Consider the following 15,940-nt stretch of genomic DNA (forward strand, 5'->3'; position numbering starts at 1 on the left):
ACCTAAGCTCGATTAGTTTTTAATCATAACTCTAGTAACCTTTCTAGTCCCTAGAGGGCCTGTGTATTTATCCGATCACGTTCAGCAATTATTTCACTACTTACCGATAGAAATGCTTCAACCACTTTGGGGTCAAAGTGAATGCCAATATTTTCTTTTATCATTGAAATAGCTTTTTTATCCGAAAATGCGGGTCGATAGCATCTGTCCATCGTAAGTGCATCGAAATAGTCCGCTAAGGCGACAATTCTTCCGCCTAGGGGGATTTGTTCTCCTTTAAGTCCGAATGGGTAACCACTACCATCAAATTTTTCGTGGTGGGACAGAGCAATTTGTTCTGCCAATTGCAAAACAGGAACAGCAGAGCCGCCCAAAATATTAGCGCCATATTCAGGATGTTTACGCATGCACTCCCATTCCGAATCAGTCAGTTTACCCGGTTTTTTCAAGACACTATCAGGCACACCAATTTTTCCTATATCGTGCATAGGGCTTGCTTGCTCAATCAAATTACAATAATGAATGTCCTCCCCATAGGCCTTGGCAATCATAGCTGAAAAGCGGCTCATACGGATGATGTGTACGCCAGTATCGTCATCCTTAAATTCAGCAGCGGTTGCTAAACGTCGGATTGTGTCTAGATGTGATGATTCAAGTGCTTTATAAGATTTTTCTTTTTGCGCCATCAACAACATGAAGTCTTGATTAAATCGCTCTAATTGCTTGTAAGCTGCGATTTTCTCACTTTCATTGACTATAGATTGGTTTCGTTCAGCTAATAGTTTTTTGAAATCTTCTGCATAGCAAAATAGCTGATTTAATAAGTCTTTGTTCTCTTTTTCTAGCTTTTTTACCGTACTCCAAGCAATACTGGCGTCAGATTGATTCGAACCTAGTTGCTCAACTAGAATATCCATTTCATTACCAATATCATGTGTAAGAGACATTCGACCACTCCTGAAGCATATGTGTTGACTTATCCTAGTGCGTTTTTAACTTTTTCTATTAATTCTAATGGGCTGAACGGTTTTACAAGATAGTGATCTGCGCCTGCTTTTCGACCTTCATCAATATCCGCTTCTTGCCCCTTTGCCGTTAATAAAATGACATAAGGGACTTTGTTACGCTCTGAATTTTTTAATTTTGCACACACTTCATAACCGTTTAAATCACCAGGCATCATGACATCTAGTACAACGAGATCAGGCTCTATATCTTTTGCTAGTTCCAATGCTTGCAAACCAAAATCTGCCTCAAATAGCTTATAGTCCCCCAGATCAAGAGTCATTCGAATTAACTTTCGCAATTCACTTTGGTCATCGACTATCAGTACTTTTTTCCTATCCAATGTATCTTCCTTCACTATTTTACAATCAGAGTGTCTTAAATAATATGAGTTAACTTCTGGACCACTAAGCATGGCATAAAGGCTAAACCGTATATGAAATTCAACTGTTTTTAATTATCGGTAACCATACTGTTGCCGTCATTCCTTTGCCTTCTTCACTGACAAATTCAGTTTCTCCACCATGAATTGCAATTATTTCTTTAACCACTGAAACACCTAAACCAGTACCTGGTGTGTGTCCTGAATCATCAACTCGATAAAAGCGCTCGCCAAGACGGCCTAGTTGTTCTGGTGACATACCTATGCCATTGTCGATAATACGTATTCCAAACTGAAAACGATCACTATTTTTTCTAGTGAGGGTCGTTAAAGTTATACTTTGCTCATTAGGTGAATATTTGAAAGCGTTACTTAATAAATTTTTCAATACTTGTCTGATTTTTTCTATGTCCACGTAGAGTATTGGCCATTCTAACGATGTCTGAATATCCACTTTACGCCCGTTGAAAGCCCCTTCTACATCAATACAAGATTCTCTAACCACTTTTTCTATTGACTGGTTTTTCATGTTGAAATCTTTGCCAGCCTTGGCTTCAATACGTGCCAAATCAAGTAATTCATCGATTAAATATTTTAAATTTAATGCCTGCCTATGAATTATTTCACTCATTTCATACGCTGTGCTTTTGTCGTAGCTGCGAGTTAATAATAATTCAGAAAAACCGCAGATGCTTGCTAAGGGGGTTCTTAGTTCATGCGCTGCAGTTGATAAAAATTCGCTTTTCATTTTATCAACGATAGTCAAATGCGTTATGTCACAGAAAAATAGTATATCGGATGAATCAATATCGGCATCAGATATGTTTTGTCGGTATACCGAAAATACTTTTTCTACTGGTGTTAATAAATATAGAACATTTTCATTAGACAGGTCATCTAATAGACGCAAATTGTTATGCAATTCCTTATCTATTAATTTAGTTAGAATATTGGTGAAATATTGCCAGTTCTGACCAATTAAGCTACCAGGTTCAATAGAAAATAATGTATAGAAAGCTGGGTTTACATAAGAAATCGTTTTGTCTTTGGAAACAATCATAAATCCGTTAGGGCTAATGTTGAAAACGGCATTTAATTCATATTGAAGTTTATTAATTTCTGTTAAATCGCGTATTACACCAACAATATACGTTTGGTTGTCAAATTGCATATTACTTGAGTGAATCTCTAATGGAATTTTTCTTCCAGAAGAGCTGAGGCCATCAACACTTTGTACATTTCGGTTAGTTGATAGGTGAATACTGTCTAATTTAAAGCTAGGAATGAAATCAAATAGGCTGCGGTTTACGATGTCTTTATCTGTGCAATCAAAAAGCGCATAGGCTGCACGATTCATTGAATGAATTTCACCATCAAGACTAGCCATAAAGATAGCGTCAGTTACTGTATTCATAACGGCATCCATACGGGCATTATCGGATTTTAACGTTTGGGTTACTTCTCCAATTTTGGTTGACATCAAGTTAAAGGCCTTTGATACGTCGCTAACTTCGTCTTCACCTGTTACCGGGATTTGTAAGCCGGTTTGGCCTTGAGATATTTTAATTGCACCTTCTTGTAGTACTGTCAGGCGTTTTGTTAATGCAATACCGAGTATGAATGAAAAAAGGGCGGCAAAAAGCAGTTCTATGAGCGCAATAGTTGATAAATGATTAGTTGTCTTGCTAATAATTGATTTTTGGTCTTGGACCGATAGTCCAATTTCAACACGGCCAAACTTGTAGCCATCTATGACGATATCTGAATAGGCATCATAAGAGCCGTCAAGATCACTTTCACTAAGATTCGAATCGGCCTTAAACTCTTTATCTAATAAAACCGGGTTACCTCGTTCAGCCATTACACCATCTAAGTCTAATATCTTGATATATAGTATATTAGTTGTAGTAATTGTAGAATCTAAAATTGACTCGAGTGTTGCTAAGTCATGAGAAATAACCGCATCAACAGAAGCGGTTGCTATCAAATTAGAAATGTTTTGAGCACGATCTTGGATATCCAGTTCAACCGTTTCATAAAGAATCGTGCGGCTATTTAAAACTAATATGAATAAGAAAAATGTTTCAATAGCAGCAATACCTAAAATTGTTTTCGTTTTGAATGACCATTTCAGCTTAAACATGTCTTTAAACCTCATTTATGGTTTTATTAAATCAATATTTAGGCTGCGAATATCATCCCAATCACTATCTGTCGCTTTAATTAAGCCGTGTTTAAATCCTAGATTAAACAAAATAGCTTGATTCTCTTTGTCATTAATTAATGCAACTAAAGCATCTTGTATTTGATTGGTTAATTCATGGTCTAGTGCTGCTGAAGCAGCGAAGGCGTGTGGTGTATAACCATCAGAACGCCAAATAACTTTCAATTGATTAGCCTGTGCTTCGGGCAGTGTCGATAAAGTGCGATCTATCCCACCACCTGCGACAAATAAGCCTTTCGCGACACCAGCATAGACTGAATCATGCGATGAGACATATTGAGATTTAAAAGGAATATTACGCAGAGTTAAATTTGCTTGTGGCAAAATTGTGGCCGCAAATGCGGCGGGTGCAGGGAAGGCTATTTCTGCATTTTTAAGCATATCTAGATCTGTTAATGGGCTGTCTTTTTGCACGACGATAATGCCATGAATCCGTTTGTTTTTCTGTTTCGCAATTGCACGCATGCCAATAGACTGACTAAAAACCGTATAATGATATGGGTTCATATAGACAAGGTCATACATTCCTTCCGCTATACGTTTTTCGAACTCTGGGATATTCGGTGCAGTAGTAAAACGGACGTTTTTACCTGTTTTTTCAGATAAGTATGCCGTCAAAGGTATCCAGTTTTTGGCTAAACTCGAAGCTGATTGTTGTGGGACTACGCCTAGTTTTATAATATCTTGAGCGATTGCTACATTAGATAACACTAAAGTATTAGTCAAGATGAGTACTGAATATACTATCGCTTTGAGCATACAAAAAACCTTTTAATTTATAGTTTTTATCTACTTGGTTATTTATCCGTTTTTCGCTGATCCGTACCTAGAATACTTAACTTAAATCCTTGGCTTAAATGCTAAGCGTTTTTATCGCTGAATAAATTATAGTGTAGATTAGATCTTTAGACTTGCATTTTTTATGCCTAAAAAGATTTAACTTAGTAGAATATAGGTATTTCTGGTGATTTGAGGTAAGTAAATTAGCAGCGACTAATGTTAAATATTGATTGAGGTTACTTTTTATGGGGGTACATATTTTGATCTTTTATTTGTTGCGGATGAGCGCTAACTGCAAAATGAATCTCGAATTGCAAAATGAATCTCGAATTGCAAAAACCGGTGTGTGATTCGACTAGACTATTTATTGAAGCAATTCTCGTTCACTTTAATCGCATGCTCATGGGGCTTCATTTGCTTGTCGCCTTAATGCAACTCTAATAGTTTTGTGTATGGGTTGTAGTTTTGGGTATAGTTTGGCCAATAATAATGTTGGTTATCAGCGCTCGGAGCCATTATTCTTGTCCTCTAGATTTTCAATCTCACCTGCTTGAACTAGGCTATAACCAGTTGACGGCTGTATTTTACTTATCAGTTGTTCTACTGCGGTAATTGCTTCTATCGAGGTGCTTTTTTTTCTGTAACTGAAGTATAACGGTCGATCCCAATGCAAACTGTTTTCAACTAACATCAATTGGCCGGAATTAAGAAATGGCTCGACTACTGATTCGGGTAAATAAGCACTGCCACCTTTCTCTAAAATAAAGTCCAGTGCGATTCTTCCTGTTGAGGTGCGCAAATAAGGCGCTTGTTTTTGAGGATGCCTATCGGCATGTTCAGCAGAGAAAGCGGTGCCCCAATCGATGTAGACATACTTATCCGTGAGTGCTTTTTCAACATCACATTGAGTGGTTGAAACCAGAACTAATCTGAGGTCACTGATTTTTTTACATTCGAGTTCTTCTGCCTTTAGAGGATCGAGAGCAAAGGCGATATCCAGCGTTCGTTCAATTAAACGTCGGTTGATTTGCTCTCGACTTAATACTTCGGCGTTAAAGCCATAACCTTGAAATGCTTCGGTTACGATACTTAAACCATTTTGTAGATAAGCATCCCATATATTTGCCGTACCACCAATGGTCAATTGTAACGCTTTGGAACTTTCTAAAGAGAGTTCGTATTTAGCTTGTTGGAGTGTTGTTACCATTATTTCTGCATAACTGATCAACCTTTCGCCTGATGAGGTTAACTTTATGTTATTGCGATCTCTGGTGAATAAAATGGTATTGAAGTAACTTTCTAGTTGCTTAATTCTCGCGCTTACTGCCGCTTGAGTTATATGTAAATTCTCTGCGGCTCGGCCAAAATGTCTGACACGAGCCAGTTCTAAAAATGTACTTAATACTCTTACGTCCACGATGGCTTTCTCTTAATAGCTGGTTATGTACTAATTGCGGTCAGTTCCGCAGTTAAACATAACTTTATACTAAAAAGATAGCGCCAAGTCCTAGAAAAACCAAAAATCCAATCACATCTGTCACCGTAGTTAGCACTACCGAACCTGCTACAGCTGGGTCGATATTGAATTTTTTAAGCGTAAAAGGGATTAAAGTCCCTGATAATGCAGCGGCTAAACTGTTTATACAAATCGCGCAGCAGATGATCAGCGCCAGTCCTATGGAACCAAAGATAAAGTAGACAATGGTCGCTATCGCAGCCCCCATTACTAATCCGTTAATAAGTGCTATTTTAATTTCTTTGTTGACCAATAACCGCAAATTGCTTTTGTGTAAGTGATTTAACGCAATACCTCTTATCGCCACCGCCAGTGTTTGACTGCCTGCGATTCCACCCATGCTTGCGACTACTGGCATCAAAATAGCGAGAGCGACTACTTGCTCAACGACATTTTCAAATACGCCAATAATGGCCGATGCAGCAAATGCAGTGAGTAAGTTGATTACCAACCATAGCGCTCTTAGTCGTGTAGCGACTCTTAGCGGAGTAAATAAATCTTCTTCACTTTTTACATTTTCCGCAACCACGGCTTGTAAACTCAATTCTCGTAAAGTAAGTACAATCGTCGTCATTGACATGACACCAATTATTTTTCCAGCAGATAATACAGGGAACCAATGAGCACTGCCGTCAATCGAAATCTGCTTGCTGATATCATGTATGTCCTGAATATCTTCTAAAATAGGAGTACTAGTCGCCAATTCTTTGAGCTTGATTTCGTTTGCTTGAGTGAGAAATCGCTCAGGTTCTATGCTGCCAATAATACCTGTAGCGTCTCGCACAATAATAAGACGAATTGGGCAATCCGTACGTTTGCTGACTTCATCTTTAATTTTACCGACACTATTTTTGCTGTTAGCAACCAGAAAGCACGACTCTATATATCGACCTACTTTATTGTCATCATAAGATAAAGCTTGCTGAATGTGCGCCACCGTTGCTTCGCTCTGAGTAAGCAGATACTCGTCAACAAACTCAGTCGGCAGAAAGTCGGCAAAGGTAATGACGTCGGTTTCATTAATACAGGCTAACCTTGCATTGGTCACTTCTTCCGGTAATGACCTATGGATATGCTTCGCGGTTTCATATTGCAAAAAATTGAGAATCAACCAGTAGCGTTCAGCAGGTATAACCATGACGATTTGTAATCGATGTAGCGCATCGACAGATTCTAAAATATTTGCAAGTTCCGCATCCTGATAACTTTTTAAGAAGTTAAGGTCATCAGTAGATTCCATTGCGTTGATAAATTCAGCGAGCAATGCTGGGTTGCTGTTGGTCATTTGCAGTTGATTTAGGTCGGTCATAGTTTTTATCCTGATTGTGTATCGGTGACTTAATCTATCAACGTAAAGGCTTTACTTGGGTCCACATAAACTCGATCACCCATACCTTCACGGCCTAATAACATCAAGTAACTCATCTCTTTTCGATTGGTGAGTGTGATTTCAATTGGCCATGACAGCCCACCAATAGTGAATAATGTTTTGATAACGTAGCGTCGTTCGGATTTCCCGTTCGATGATTTAATTTGTCGTGAATCAACTACTGGCGCCGAGGTTTTTACCGTCTGTTCTATGTTGTATATATCTGGATGCAGGTCAAATTCCACGAACAGTTGCCCTTTTTTGCGAAAACGGCGTATGTTATCAACATGAATAGATGACGTTTTAGCACCGGTGTCGACTCGAACTTCTAAATCAAAAATTCCTAAATCGGGTAGGTTACACAACTCAAGGTTTCCGATTATTAATCTATCCATTGGTTTCCCTTCAAAATATGGCTCGTTTACAACGCCAAATTATCGTGCATCAGTTCAATATGTTCTGCTACATCGTCTTCGTCTTGACCAAAATAGGCGATGTGAAACATAGCATCTCCCTCCTGTACTAGCGGTATATTTTGTTTACCAATCACTATTCCAGATCGAGTGGATACCAATTGATCAATCAACTCTCCTAGCGGCGAGTTAATCTCTGCTAGTGCCTGTCCCTTTATAACTTGTTCGCCTAGCTTTACAAATTCGTGCACAAAACCGCTTCCTGGAGCGCGTATCCATTCACTTTTGTTGGCTATAAAAGGTTCTATTTTCTTTCTGCTCGTACGTTTTTTAATTAGACCAAGTCCCATTAATACTTTTTGAACCCCTTTAACCCCGGCTTGAATTGAGAGTTCATCAAAACGAAGTGCTTCTCCTGCTTCATAAAGTAGTACACGAGTATTCCTGCTGGTCGCCGCTTCTCTTAGCGATCCATCTCGGAGCACCGAATTAAGTAATACAGGCACGCCAAACAGTTGAGCCAGTTCTAATGTTTTTTCATCGTTTAAATTCGCCCGTATTTGTGGGAAATTAGAACGATGAATCGCGCCAGTGTGCAGATCAATACCGTAGTCACAATGCTCAACGACATTACGCATAAAATCTTGCGCAAGTCTGGCCGCTAAAGAGCCTTTTTTCGAACCCGGAAAGCAGCGATTCAAATCTCTTCTATCAGGTAAATAGCGACTTTGGTTTAAAACACCGTACACATTAACCATAGGGACAAGAATGAGTGTTCCTCTAATAATGTGTAATTTGGCTTTAATTAATCGGCGTATAATCTCAATACCATTCAGCTCATCGCCATGTATCGCTGCACTAACAAACACCGTTGGTCCTGGCTTTATTGCGCGTTGAACATGTAGCGGTATCGACAGTTCAGTATCTGTTACCAGTTTAGCGACAGGAATATTTAACTGGCACTGAGTGCCTGGTAATATTTCCGTACCGGCAATGATCAGGCTATTGTTGAGCTGTTTTACCATCACCCTTTGCCTCGCGTTCTGTTAGCATTAGGTTTGGCTGTTTTTTCTATAAAATCAAACACCATTCCTGCTACATCTTTTCCTGTTGCGCTTTCAATTCCTTCTAGCCCTGGAGATGAATTTACTTCCATAACCACTGGGCCATTTTTAGATTGTAGAATGTCGACGCCACAAAGGTTAAGTCCCATGGCTTTTGCGGCATTTATGGCCGTTAGACGTTCTTCTTTTGTAAGGCGCACCAATGTGGCGGATCCACCACGATGTAAATTGGAACGGAATTCACCTTCCCCCGCTTGACGCTTCATTGCGGCTATTACACGATTACCTACCACAAAACAGCGAATATCTGCACCGCCTGCCTCTTCGATAAATTCTTGAACCAAGATGTTAGCTTTTAATCCCATAAAGGCCTCAATCACACTTTCTGCTGCTTTATTGGTTTCCGCTAAAACAACACCAATTCCCTGAGTGCCTTCAAGCAGTTTTATCACCACAGGCGCGCCACCAACGTTTTTTATTAAGTCTTGAATTTTGTCTGGTTTACTAGCAAAACCTGTTTTAGGTAACCCAATACCTTTACGAGATAAAAGCTGTAGCGATCTTAATTTATCTCGAGAACGACTGATTGCGACCGATTCATTAATACAAAATGTCCCCATGACTTCAAACTGCCTAACTACCGCCGTGCCGTAGAACGTGATCGATGCACCAATGCGCGGGATCACTGCATCATACGCCGGTAGATCTTCTCCGTTATAACGTACTTTAGGTTTACTACTGGTGATATCCATATAACAGTGCAATGTATCTATAATATCAACCTGATGACCTCTAGCTTCGCCAGCTTCTTTGAGGCGACGAGTAGAATATAAAGATTCGTTACGAGATAAAATTGCAATGCGCATGATACTTTCCAAGTTGGATAGGGGGTGTAAGATGCGGCGAAAATAGTCTTTATTTGAATTTATTAACAGCGAATAATTTTTATCTTATCGACAACAGATTGTTATTGATGAGGAGAGAGGGTTGATAAGGTTACGTAATGATATTCGGTCAATAAACCCGTGGTAAGAGATAAAAGGTTTATAGCCTTGTTTTTTAGTAAGTATGCTAGAGCGTAGGCCGACGAGATCGCGTCGTGATCAGGAAAGTCATGAGGCTGAATGATTATTCGTGCACTGCCTTTTAGACGGTCTAGAAACTTGATGACTTTCGCATGCGTCACAGTTGAAAATTCCTAACATTCACTTTGCTACTTACCATATTCTTACCTTGATTACGTTAAAGAATCATACCGTTCGTTCGTTATTGAGCCGGATAATAAAAATAACAAAACGTATAACCTTAGCATTGGCTTTAGTACTGTCAAGTTAACTATCAACATTACCTCTGCCAATCTAATATTAGAAATATGTACATAGTCAATATCACATAATTACTATTAATAATGCGTTCATTCGTTTTTATATTCGCTTCACCACAACTGCTATTTTGTCCTGCACAATATGAGGAACGGTTTGGTGGTTATTATTTTATGAAAAATAAGGGACTGATTTCAATGATTATAATTATATATGTTTAGTAAAATATTCATTTAATTTATGTTATGGTCAGTTTTGTAAGGCATAGTGTCCTTTATAATGAAAAGTTCACTCTTATTAATTTTTTGCGTTTGTGTATCCGTTAAATAGCGCCAAAACGTAAGGTTCTAAGAGATTAATTTAAAATAATAGTAGGTAAAAAATGACAATGAAAAAAATTGCAGTGGTGGTATCTGCAACTTTGGGTGGGTTGGCTTTTAATGCATCAGCAGGAACAAATTTAGCAGATGCTCGTAGTGTCGCTATGGGTGGAACGGGTGTCGCATCGGCTGATTATCTTACGTCATCATTTCATAACCCCGCTCTAGGCGCACTTTACCGTTTAGACGGGCACTCACGCGGTGGAGATGACTTTGGGTTGCTATTACCAGGTTTTGGTGTGCAATTAAATGACCAAGATGACATGGTTACAACCGTTGATGATTCAGTAGATACATATGATAAATATGAAGATGGTTTTGATAATGGTACAGCATCTGCGGCGCAATCATCAGAATTAGATGAACTTCTAGAAGATCTCGAAGATAAGGCGCCGGTTAATTTAAACGCAGGTGTAGGTGTGGTTATTGCTGTTCCTACACAATACATTTCCGTTAATCTTTTTGCTGCTGGTTATGCTGATGTTGTTGCTATCTCAGAAATTGCCGATACAGATTCAAGCTATGATTCAACCGATGCAACGGATGTAAAAGAGCGTTTCGAAGATTCAGAAGTCGGTGTTGCTGGTGTCGTTGTAACGGAAATTGGCGTGGCGCTTTCAAAGCAATTTGAAATCTATGGTCAGAATTTTGCTTTTGGTATTTCACCGAAACTGCAGCAATTCGAAACGTACGCTTCATTCTCAACATTACGTGATTTTGAAATCGACGATTATGATGAAAACAAACAGACAGACAGTGCTTTTAATGTGGATTTAGGCGCAGCATGGATTCATAACAACTGGCGAGTAGGCATGGTAGTTAAAGATGCCATCTCTAAAGATGTACAAACCATTGATGACGATGTGACCTATCAGATGGAACCAAAAATCACCATAGGTGGCGCGTATTCTAGTAATTTCTTCACTGCATCTCTAGACGTGGATTTAACAAAAGAAACCCGTTTTACCAACTTGGAAGATGATACTCAATTTGTTCGTTTTGGTTTGGAAGGCGATGCTTGGGGTTGGGCTCAATTACGTGCTGGATATTCGATTGATCTAGAAGATAATACCGATAATACAATAACGGCAGGTCTTGGTCTTTCACCGTTCGATGTGATTAATCTAGACCTAGCGGCAACTTATGCTAATGAAAGTTCATTTGGTGCGTCAGCGAATCTTGCCTTTACGTTTTAAATAAAATTTTAATCTTAAATAAGTGTTTTTTGATTAAACCTGACTGACAATCACCTGATGATTGTCAGTTTCTTTCTACATAATTCATGATTTCTTCTTTTACCAATTACCCACTTAGTCTTCCACTATAAACCGCTCTAACGGACTAGATATAATCGAAACAATTGACTTATATCAATCAATGTTCATTGTTTTTAGAAAGGTACCCATAATTTCCATGAGGACTATTGTTATAATCAATGTTTTGATCTATTTTATTTCGTAATGAAAACCATTGTCATTTAGGTTCGCGTATCAGTACGATATAGTTGAAGATCAAAATAAACATTCATGGTCATATTGATACATTTGGAGAAAGAGTTGTGAACAATACAATTGCTCATTTATTACCGCAAAAAATAGCGACACTTTTGCGAAGAAAGAATGCAAAAAATAGCGAATATAGCAAGGTAAAAAACTTATCCCAAGCTGAGCTTAACAAAGAATATGAAATCGAAAGTGTTATTCAAGATGACCAAGATATCGTCAATTTTCTCTTTACGTTAGGCTGTTTTAAAGGTCAGTCTATTACTCTTGTATCAGTATTATCAGACACTTATGTGATTAATATTAAAGATGCTCGATATAGTATTGATTTAGATCTCGCCAAAATGGTCATACTGGTTTAATGAATTAAATGAGATGAGTTAGATCAGTCTAACATCATTGTAAATTAGCGAGGAAAAGGCTTTGAAAATTGCATTAACAGGTAACCCAAATAGTGGGAAAACAACGCTCTTTAACGCTATCACGGGCAGGATAGAACGTGTTGGCAATTGGGCTGGTGTAACGATTAGTAAAAAAGAAGGGCTAATAAAAAATACTATTAGTCATTCAGATACTGACATTACGGCAGTTGACTTACCGGGTGCTTATTCAATGTCTCCGTTTACTTCTGAAGAGACCATTACCCGAGATTTCATTCAAAATGAAAAGCCCGATGTTATCTTAAACATTGTTGATGCTACAAACCTAAACCGAAGCTTATTTTTTACGACTCAACTTTTAGAACTCGGTATTCCAGTGGTTATCGCGTTAAACAAAAGTGACTTAAATAAAAAGAAAAAGACCGAACTAGACATTGAACAGTTAAGCCAAAAGTTGGGTTGCCCAGTAGTTGAAACTATTTCTACTAAAAATAGTGATAACGGATTAGAGCAACTTATTCAACAAGCGATTGACATCAAAGGTAACTCTCAAGCTGCACCGTTTAATGCTCAAGGTGTAGAAATTAAAGATGCCGCTTCGGTGCAAGCATTAGACGCTAAACGTTTTGAGTTCGTCAAAAGTTTAGTGCAGAAAGTTGAGGTGCGACAAGTAGAGAGTCAAGAACAAACAACGCAAGATAAAGTCGATAATGTATTAGCTCATAAATGGTTTGGCTTACCAATATTCGCTTTAGTTATGTGGAGCGTGTTTTCATTGTCACAAACTCATGTAGGGCCTATTTTAGCGGATACGCTTGTAGGTTGGATTGATGAACTATATGCCGTAGTCGAAGGCTTGTTAGGAGACGATGTCTCTCCTTTACTAAGTGCTCTACTATTGGATGGTATTATTGGTGGTGTCGGGGCGGTTATTGGCTTTCTTCCATTAATTATGGTGCTATTTTTCTTGCTCGCGTTACTTGAAGACAGTGGTTATATGGCACGAGTTGCCGTGATCATGGATCGATTCTTCAAGAAAGTCGGTTTGTCAGGTAAGTCTATCATTCCAATGGTGATTGGTACTGGTTGTGCAATCCCAGGGATCATGGCAACCAGAACGATTCAAAATGAAAGACAACGTCGCACCACCGCGATGCTCACACCATTTATGCCTTGTGGCGCAAAATTACCTGTTATTGCCTTATTTGCTGGTGTGTTTTTCCAAGATGCCGCATGGGTTGGAACCACAATGTATTTCGCGGGTATTGGTTTGATTATTATTGGCGCATTGCTAATTGTTAGAATAACTGGCGAGAAAAATACCAGATCATTCTTTATCCTAGAATTACCTGAATATCGTTTTCCGAGTATTAGTCGCGCGGTACATTCCACTTTATCAAGAGCTAAAGCATTTATCATTAAAGCGGGTACCATTATCTTGCTATGTAACGCTGCGGTTCAAATTATGCAAACATTCAATTGGCAACTCCAAGTGGTTGCAGAAGGAGCGGAACACACAAGTATCTTGGCGGGCATTGCCTCTCCGTTTGCCTTTATTTTAATACCTCTTGGTTTTGGTGCATGGCAATTAGCGGCTGCCGCGATCACAGGTTTTATTGCGAAAGAAAACGTTGTTGGTACGTTGGCAGTTGTTTATGGCATCACTAACTTTATTGATACTGAAGAGTTAGCTCTGGTTGCAGGAAGTTCCGATGTAGCGGGCGTAATGGGACTGTCCTCAGTCGCTGCCTTCGCTTATTTAGTCTTTAATTTGTTCACACCGCCATGTTTTGCGGCTATAGGTGCAATGAATGCTGAACTAGAAAATAAAAAATGGTTACTTGGTGGTGTTGCATTCCAATTCGGTATTGGCTATGTGGTCGCGTTTATGACGTATCAGATTGGTACCTTGATTACAACAGGAGCAGTTGGCCAAGGGTTTATTTATGGTTTCGCTGTTTGTTTAGTACTGTTTGGAATTTTAGTGCACCTGGTTAGAAAAGGTGCTCAGAAAGAACAACAGTTAATTAACATTGTTTCTTTATAAGGAGTTTGCATGGCAAATATAATTGTAGCTGCTGTTATTTTGATTATTCTTGCGCTTTCCATAGCGAAGATTGTTATCGAGAAACGTAAAGGAATAAAATGTGTTGGCTGCGCCAGTAGTGCCGGTTGTTCATCGAATAAAAACAAATAAACACGCATACAAATTAATGTGAAAACAGGTAGTATCAAATTTGATGCTACCTGTTTTTTTTGTTAAATAACCTCGCTCTGTATAACCTACCTCGCATAATACTGGTCACCCCCTTAGCGTTGTCAACATCACACAATCGGTTTGATAAAGAGAGAATCATTAAAGGTAAACCTTTAAAGGCTGGTTTGCGTTTAAAGTTGTTTGTACGAGTGTAATCCTTCGTTACGTCACATTTTTAAACAGTACATTCTTCAATCAATTGACAGTATATGATTATGCGCATTATCATTTTTATAAAACACAATATATAAGTTTTAATCTATGCGTACTAAGAATAAAAAGCCGACACAAGCCGATGTGGCAAAACTAGCAAAAGTGTCTCCTGCTGTTGTTTCAGCGGTAATAAATGGCAATGTCTCAGAGAATATACGCGTAGGAGATGTAACTCGATTAAGAGTATTAGAAGCGGTAAAAAAACTGGGTTACGTTCCTAATATGGTTGCGCGTAGTCTTGCTGGTGGAAAGAAGAATATTGTTGGGTTATTTAGTTACGAACCAGTGTTTCCAAAGGAACAAAATGATTTTTTTCGTGATTTTTTATTGGGAGTAGAAAAAGCGGCTGAAGCACATAGTTATGACTTGTTACTTCATACTTCTTCTAAAGTTCGTAATAATAAAAAAAGCGTTTACGAGAAGGGAGTCAACCGTTTGAAGCTTGCTGATGGCTCGATCTTATTTGGTCGAGAACCTGATAAAAAAGAGTTGAAAAGCTTAATTTCTGAGAACTATGACTTTGTGTATATTGGTCGGCAAGAAGTTGATAATGTGCCAATCAGTTACGTGGCGGCCAATTACCAAGAATCAACACAAATTGTAGCAGAGTCTATTTTTAAGCATGGTCATCGTCAGTTTATTTATATTGGAAATGAATCACTCTCAGAGCCAAGTGTTGACCGCGAACTTGGTTATCGTGCCTTCGCAATGCAATTGAGCGATTTTGATATTGAGGCTAGCATTATAAGAGGTGATGCTGCACAAATCACATTACCAATGGTACAAGAATGGCTACAGTCAGGTGTTACCGCTGCTTTGATCGAAGAACCAGATACCGCGGAATACTTATACTCTACACTGCAAAAAATGGGCATTTCTGTTCCTACTGATTTTTCGATTGCGCTCTTAGGCGAATCGATGCAAAGAGAGGCATCTTCCATTGACTGGAGTGGCTTCGAACTACCAAAACAAGAGATGGGTTATCAAGCGTTCATCTTATTAATGCAAAAAATAGATTCAAATTTTTTAGGTTCCAAGGTTCAAGTTACTTTACCTTGTAATATCAGAGTAGGGTCAACCATTGGCCCGAGATCGACCCCAAAATTATATAATAATAAATAGATAATAGAATA

14 protein-coding genes and 1 pseudogene are annotated in these 15,940 nt (G+C 38.6%); 5 read left to right on the forward strand and 10 right to left on the reverse strand.

Annotated elements, in window-relative coordinates; all coding sequences use genetic code 11:
• Nucleotides 1-50: 50 nt before the first annotated feature.
• The 10 genes and pseudogenes from ACLKML_RS07150 to ACLKML_RS07195 all read right to left on the reverse strand — a co-directional run.
• Nucleotides 51-947 (reverse strand): HD-GYP domain-containing protein, encoded by an 897-nt coding sequence (locus ACLKML_RS07150; protein WP_413283025.1) that lies wholly within the window; start codon nt 945-947, stop codon nt 51-53.
• Between the two features lie 29 nt (nt 948-976).
• Nucleotides 977-1,348 carry a response regulator transcription factor gene (locus ACLKML_RS07155; protein WP_413283026.1) on the reverse strand — a complete coding sequence of 124 codons (372 nt, stop codon included), beginning with the start codon at nt 1,346-1,348 and terminating at the stop codon, nt 977-979.
• A 100-nt stretch (nt 1,349-1,448) separates the two neighbouring features.
• Complete coding sequence (locus tag ACLKML_RS07160) at nt 1,449-3,530, reverse strand: ATP-binding protein (protein ID WP_413283027.1); 2,082 nt, start codon at nt 3,528-3,530, stop codon at nt 1,449-1,451.
• Between the two features lie 15 nt (nt 3,531-3,545).
• Nucleotides 3,546-4,370: a phosphate/phosphite/phosphonate ABC transporter substrate-binding protein gene (locus tag ACLKML_RS07165; RefSeq protein ID WP_413283028.1), complete on the reverse strand. Its 825-nt coding sequence runs from the start codon at nt 4,368-4,370 to the stop codon at nt 3,546-3,548.
• 520 nt (nt 4,371-4,890) lie between these two features.
• Complete coding sequence (locus ACLKML_RS07170; RefSeq protein WP_413283029.1) at nt 4,891-5,808, reverse strand: LysR family transcriptional regulator; 918 nt, start codon at nt 5,806-5,808, stop codon at nt 4,891-4,893.
• A 64-nt stretch (nt 5,809-5,872) separates the two neighbouring features.
• Nucleotides 5,873-7,216 (reverse strand): magnesium transporter, encoded by a 1,344-nt coding sequence (locus ACLKML_RS07175; protein ID WP_413283030.1) that lies wholly within the window; start codon nt 7,214-7,216, stop codon nt 5,873-5,875.
• Between the two features lie 29 nt (nt 7,217-7,245).
• Nucleotides 7,246-7,671 carry an ATP-dependent zinc protease gene (locus ACLKML_RS07180; protein ID WP_317718014.1) on the reverse strand — a complete coding sequence of 142 codons (426 nt, stop codon included), beginning with the start codon at nt 7,669-7,671 and terminating at the stop codon, nt 7,246-7,248.
• 26 nt (nt 7,672-7,697) lie between these two features.
• A complete protein-coding gene (locus ACLKML_RS07185; RefSeq protein WP_413283031.1) occupies nt 7,698-8,714 on the reverse strand; it encodes a succinylglutamate desuccinylase/aspartoacylase family protein in 1,017 nt (338 codons plus the stop codon).
• The gene (rimK, locus tag ACLKML_RS07190) at nt 8,714-9,619 is read right to left on the reverse strand and encodes a 30S ribosomal protein S6--L-glutamate ligase (protein ID WP_317718016.1); all 906 of its coding nucleotides are present in this window, start codon (nt 9,617-9,619) and stop codon (nt 8,714-8,716) included. Before rimK ends, ACLKML_RS07185 begins: the two co-directional genes overlap by 1 nt.
• 102 nt (nt 9,620-9,721) lie before the next feature.
• Nucleotides 9,722-9,939 (reverse strand): annotated as a pseudogene (locus ACLKML_RS07195) (DHH family phosphoesterase); the annotation flags it as partial.
• A 524-nt stretch (nt 9,940-10,463) separates the two neighbouring features.
• Between ACLKML_RS07195 and ACLKML_RS07200 the strand changes: the two are divergent.
• The 5 genes from ACLKML_RS07200 (at nt 10,464) to ACLKML_RS07220 (ending at nt 15,929) form a co-directional block, all read left to right on the forward strand.
• Nucleotides 10,464-11,651, forward strand: coding sequence for a conjugal transfer protein TraF (locus ACLKML_RS07200; protein ID WP_413283032.1), 1,188 nt, complete (start codon nt 10,464-10,466; stop codon nt 11,649-11,651).
• A gap of 362 nt (nt 11,652-12,013) precedes the next feature.
• Nucleotides 12,014-12,319, forward strand: a complete 306-nt coding sequence (locus ACLKML_RS07205; RefSeq protein WP_413283033.1) for a FeoA family protein — start codon at nt 12,014-12,016, stop codon at nt 12,317-12,319.
• Between the two features lie 61 nt (nt 12,320-12,380).
• A complete protein-coding gene (gene feoB, locus ACLKML_RS07210; RefSeq protein WP_413283034.1) occupies nt 12,381-14,384 on the forward strand; it encodes a ferrous iron transporter B in 2,004 nt (667 codons plus the stop codon).
• Nucleotides 14,385-14,393: 9 nt separating this feature from the next.
• Entirely contained in the window at nt 14,394-14,534 is a 141-nt protein-coding gene (locus ACLKML_RS07215; RefSeq protein WP_317718019.1) for a FeoB-associated Cys-rich membrane protein, read from the forward strand.
• 321 nt (nt 14,535-14,855) lie between these two features.
• Nucleotides 14,856-15,929 carry a LacI family DNA-binding transcriptional regulator gene (locus ACLKML_RS07220; RefSeq protein WP_317718020.1) on the forward strand — a complete coding sequence of 358 codons (1,074 nt, stop codon included), beginning with the start codon at nt 14,856-14,858 and terminating at the stop codon, nt 15,927-15,929.
• The last annotated feature ends 11 nt before the right edge of the window (nt 15,930-15,940 follow it).

This window comes from Vibrio sp. MA40-2 (assembly GCF_047302445.1).
Taxonomy (GTDB): domain Bacteria; phylum Pseudomonadota; class Gammaproteobacteria; order Enterobacterales; family Vibrionaceae; genus Vibrio.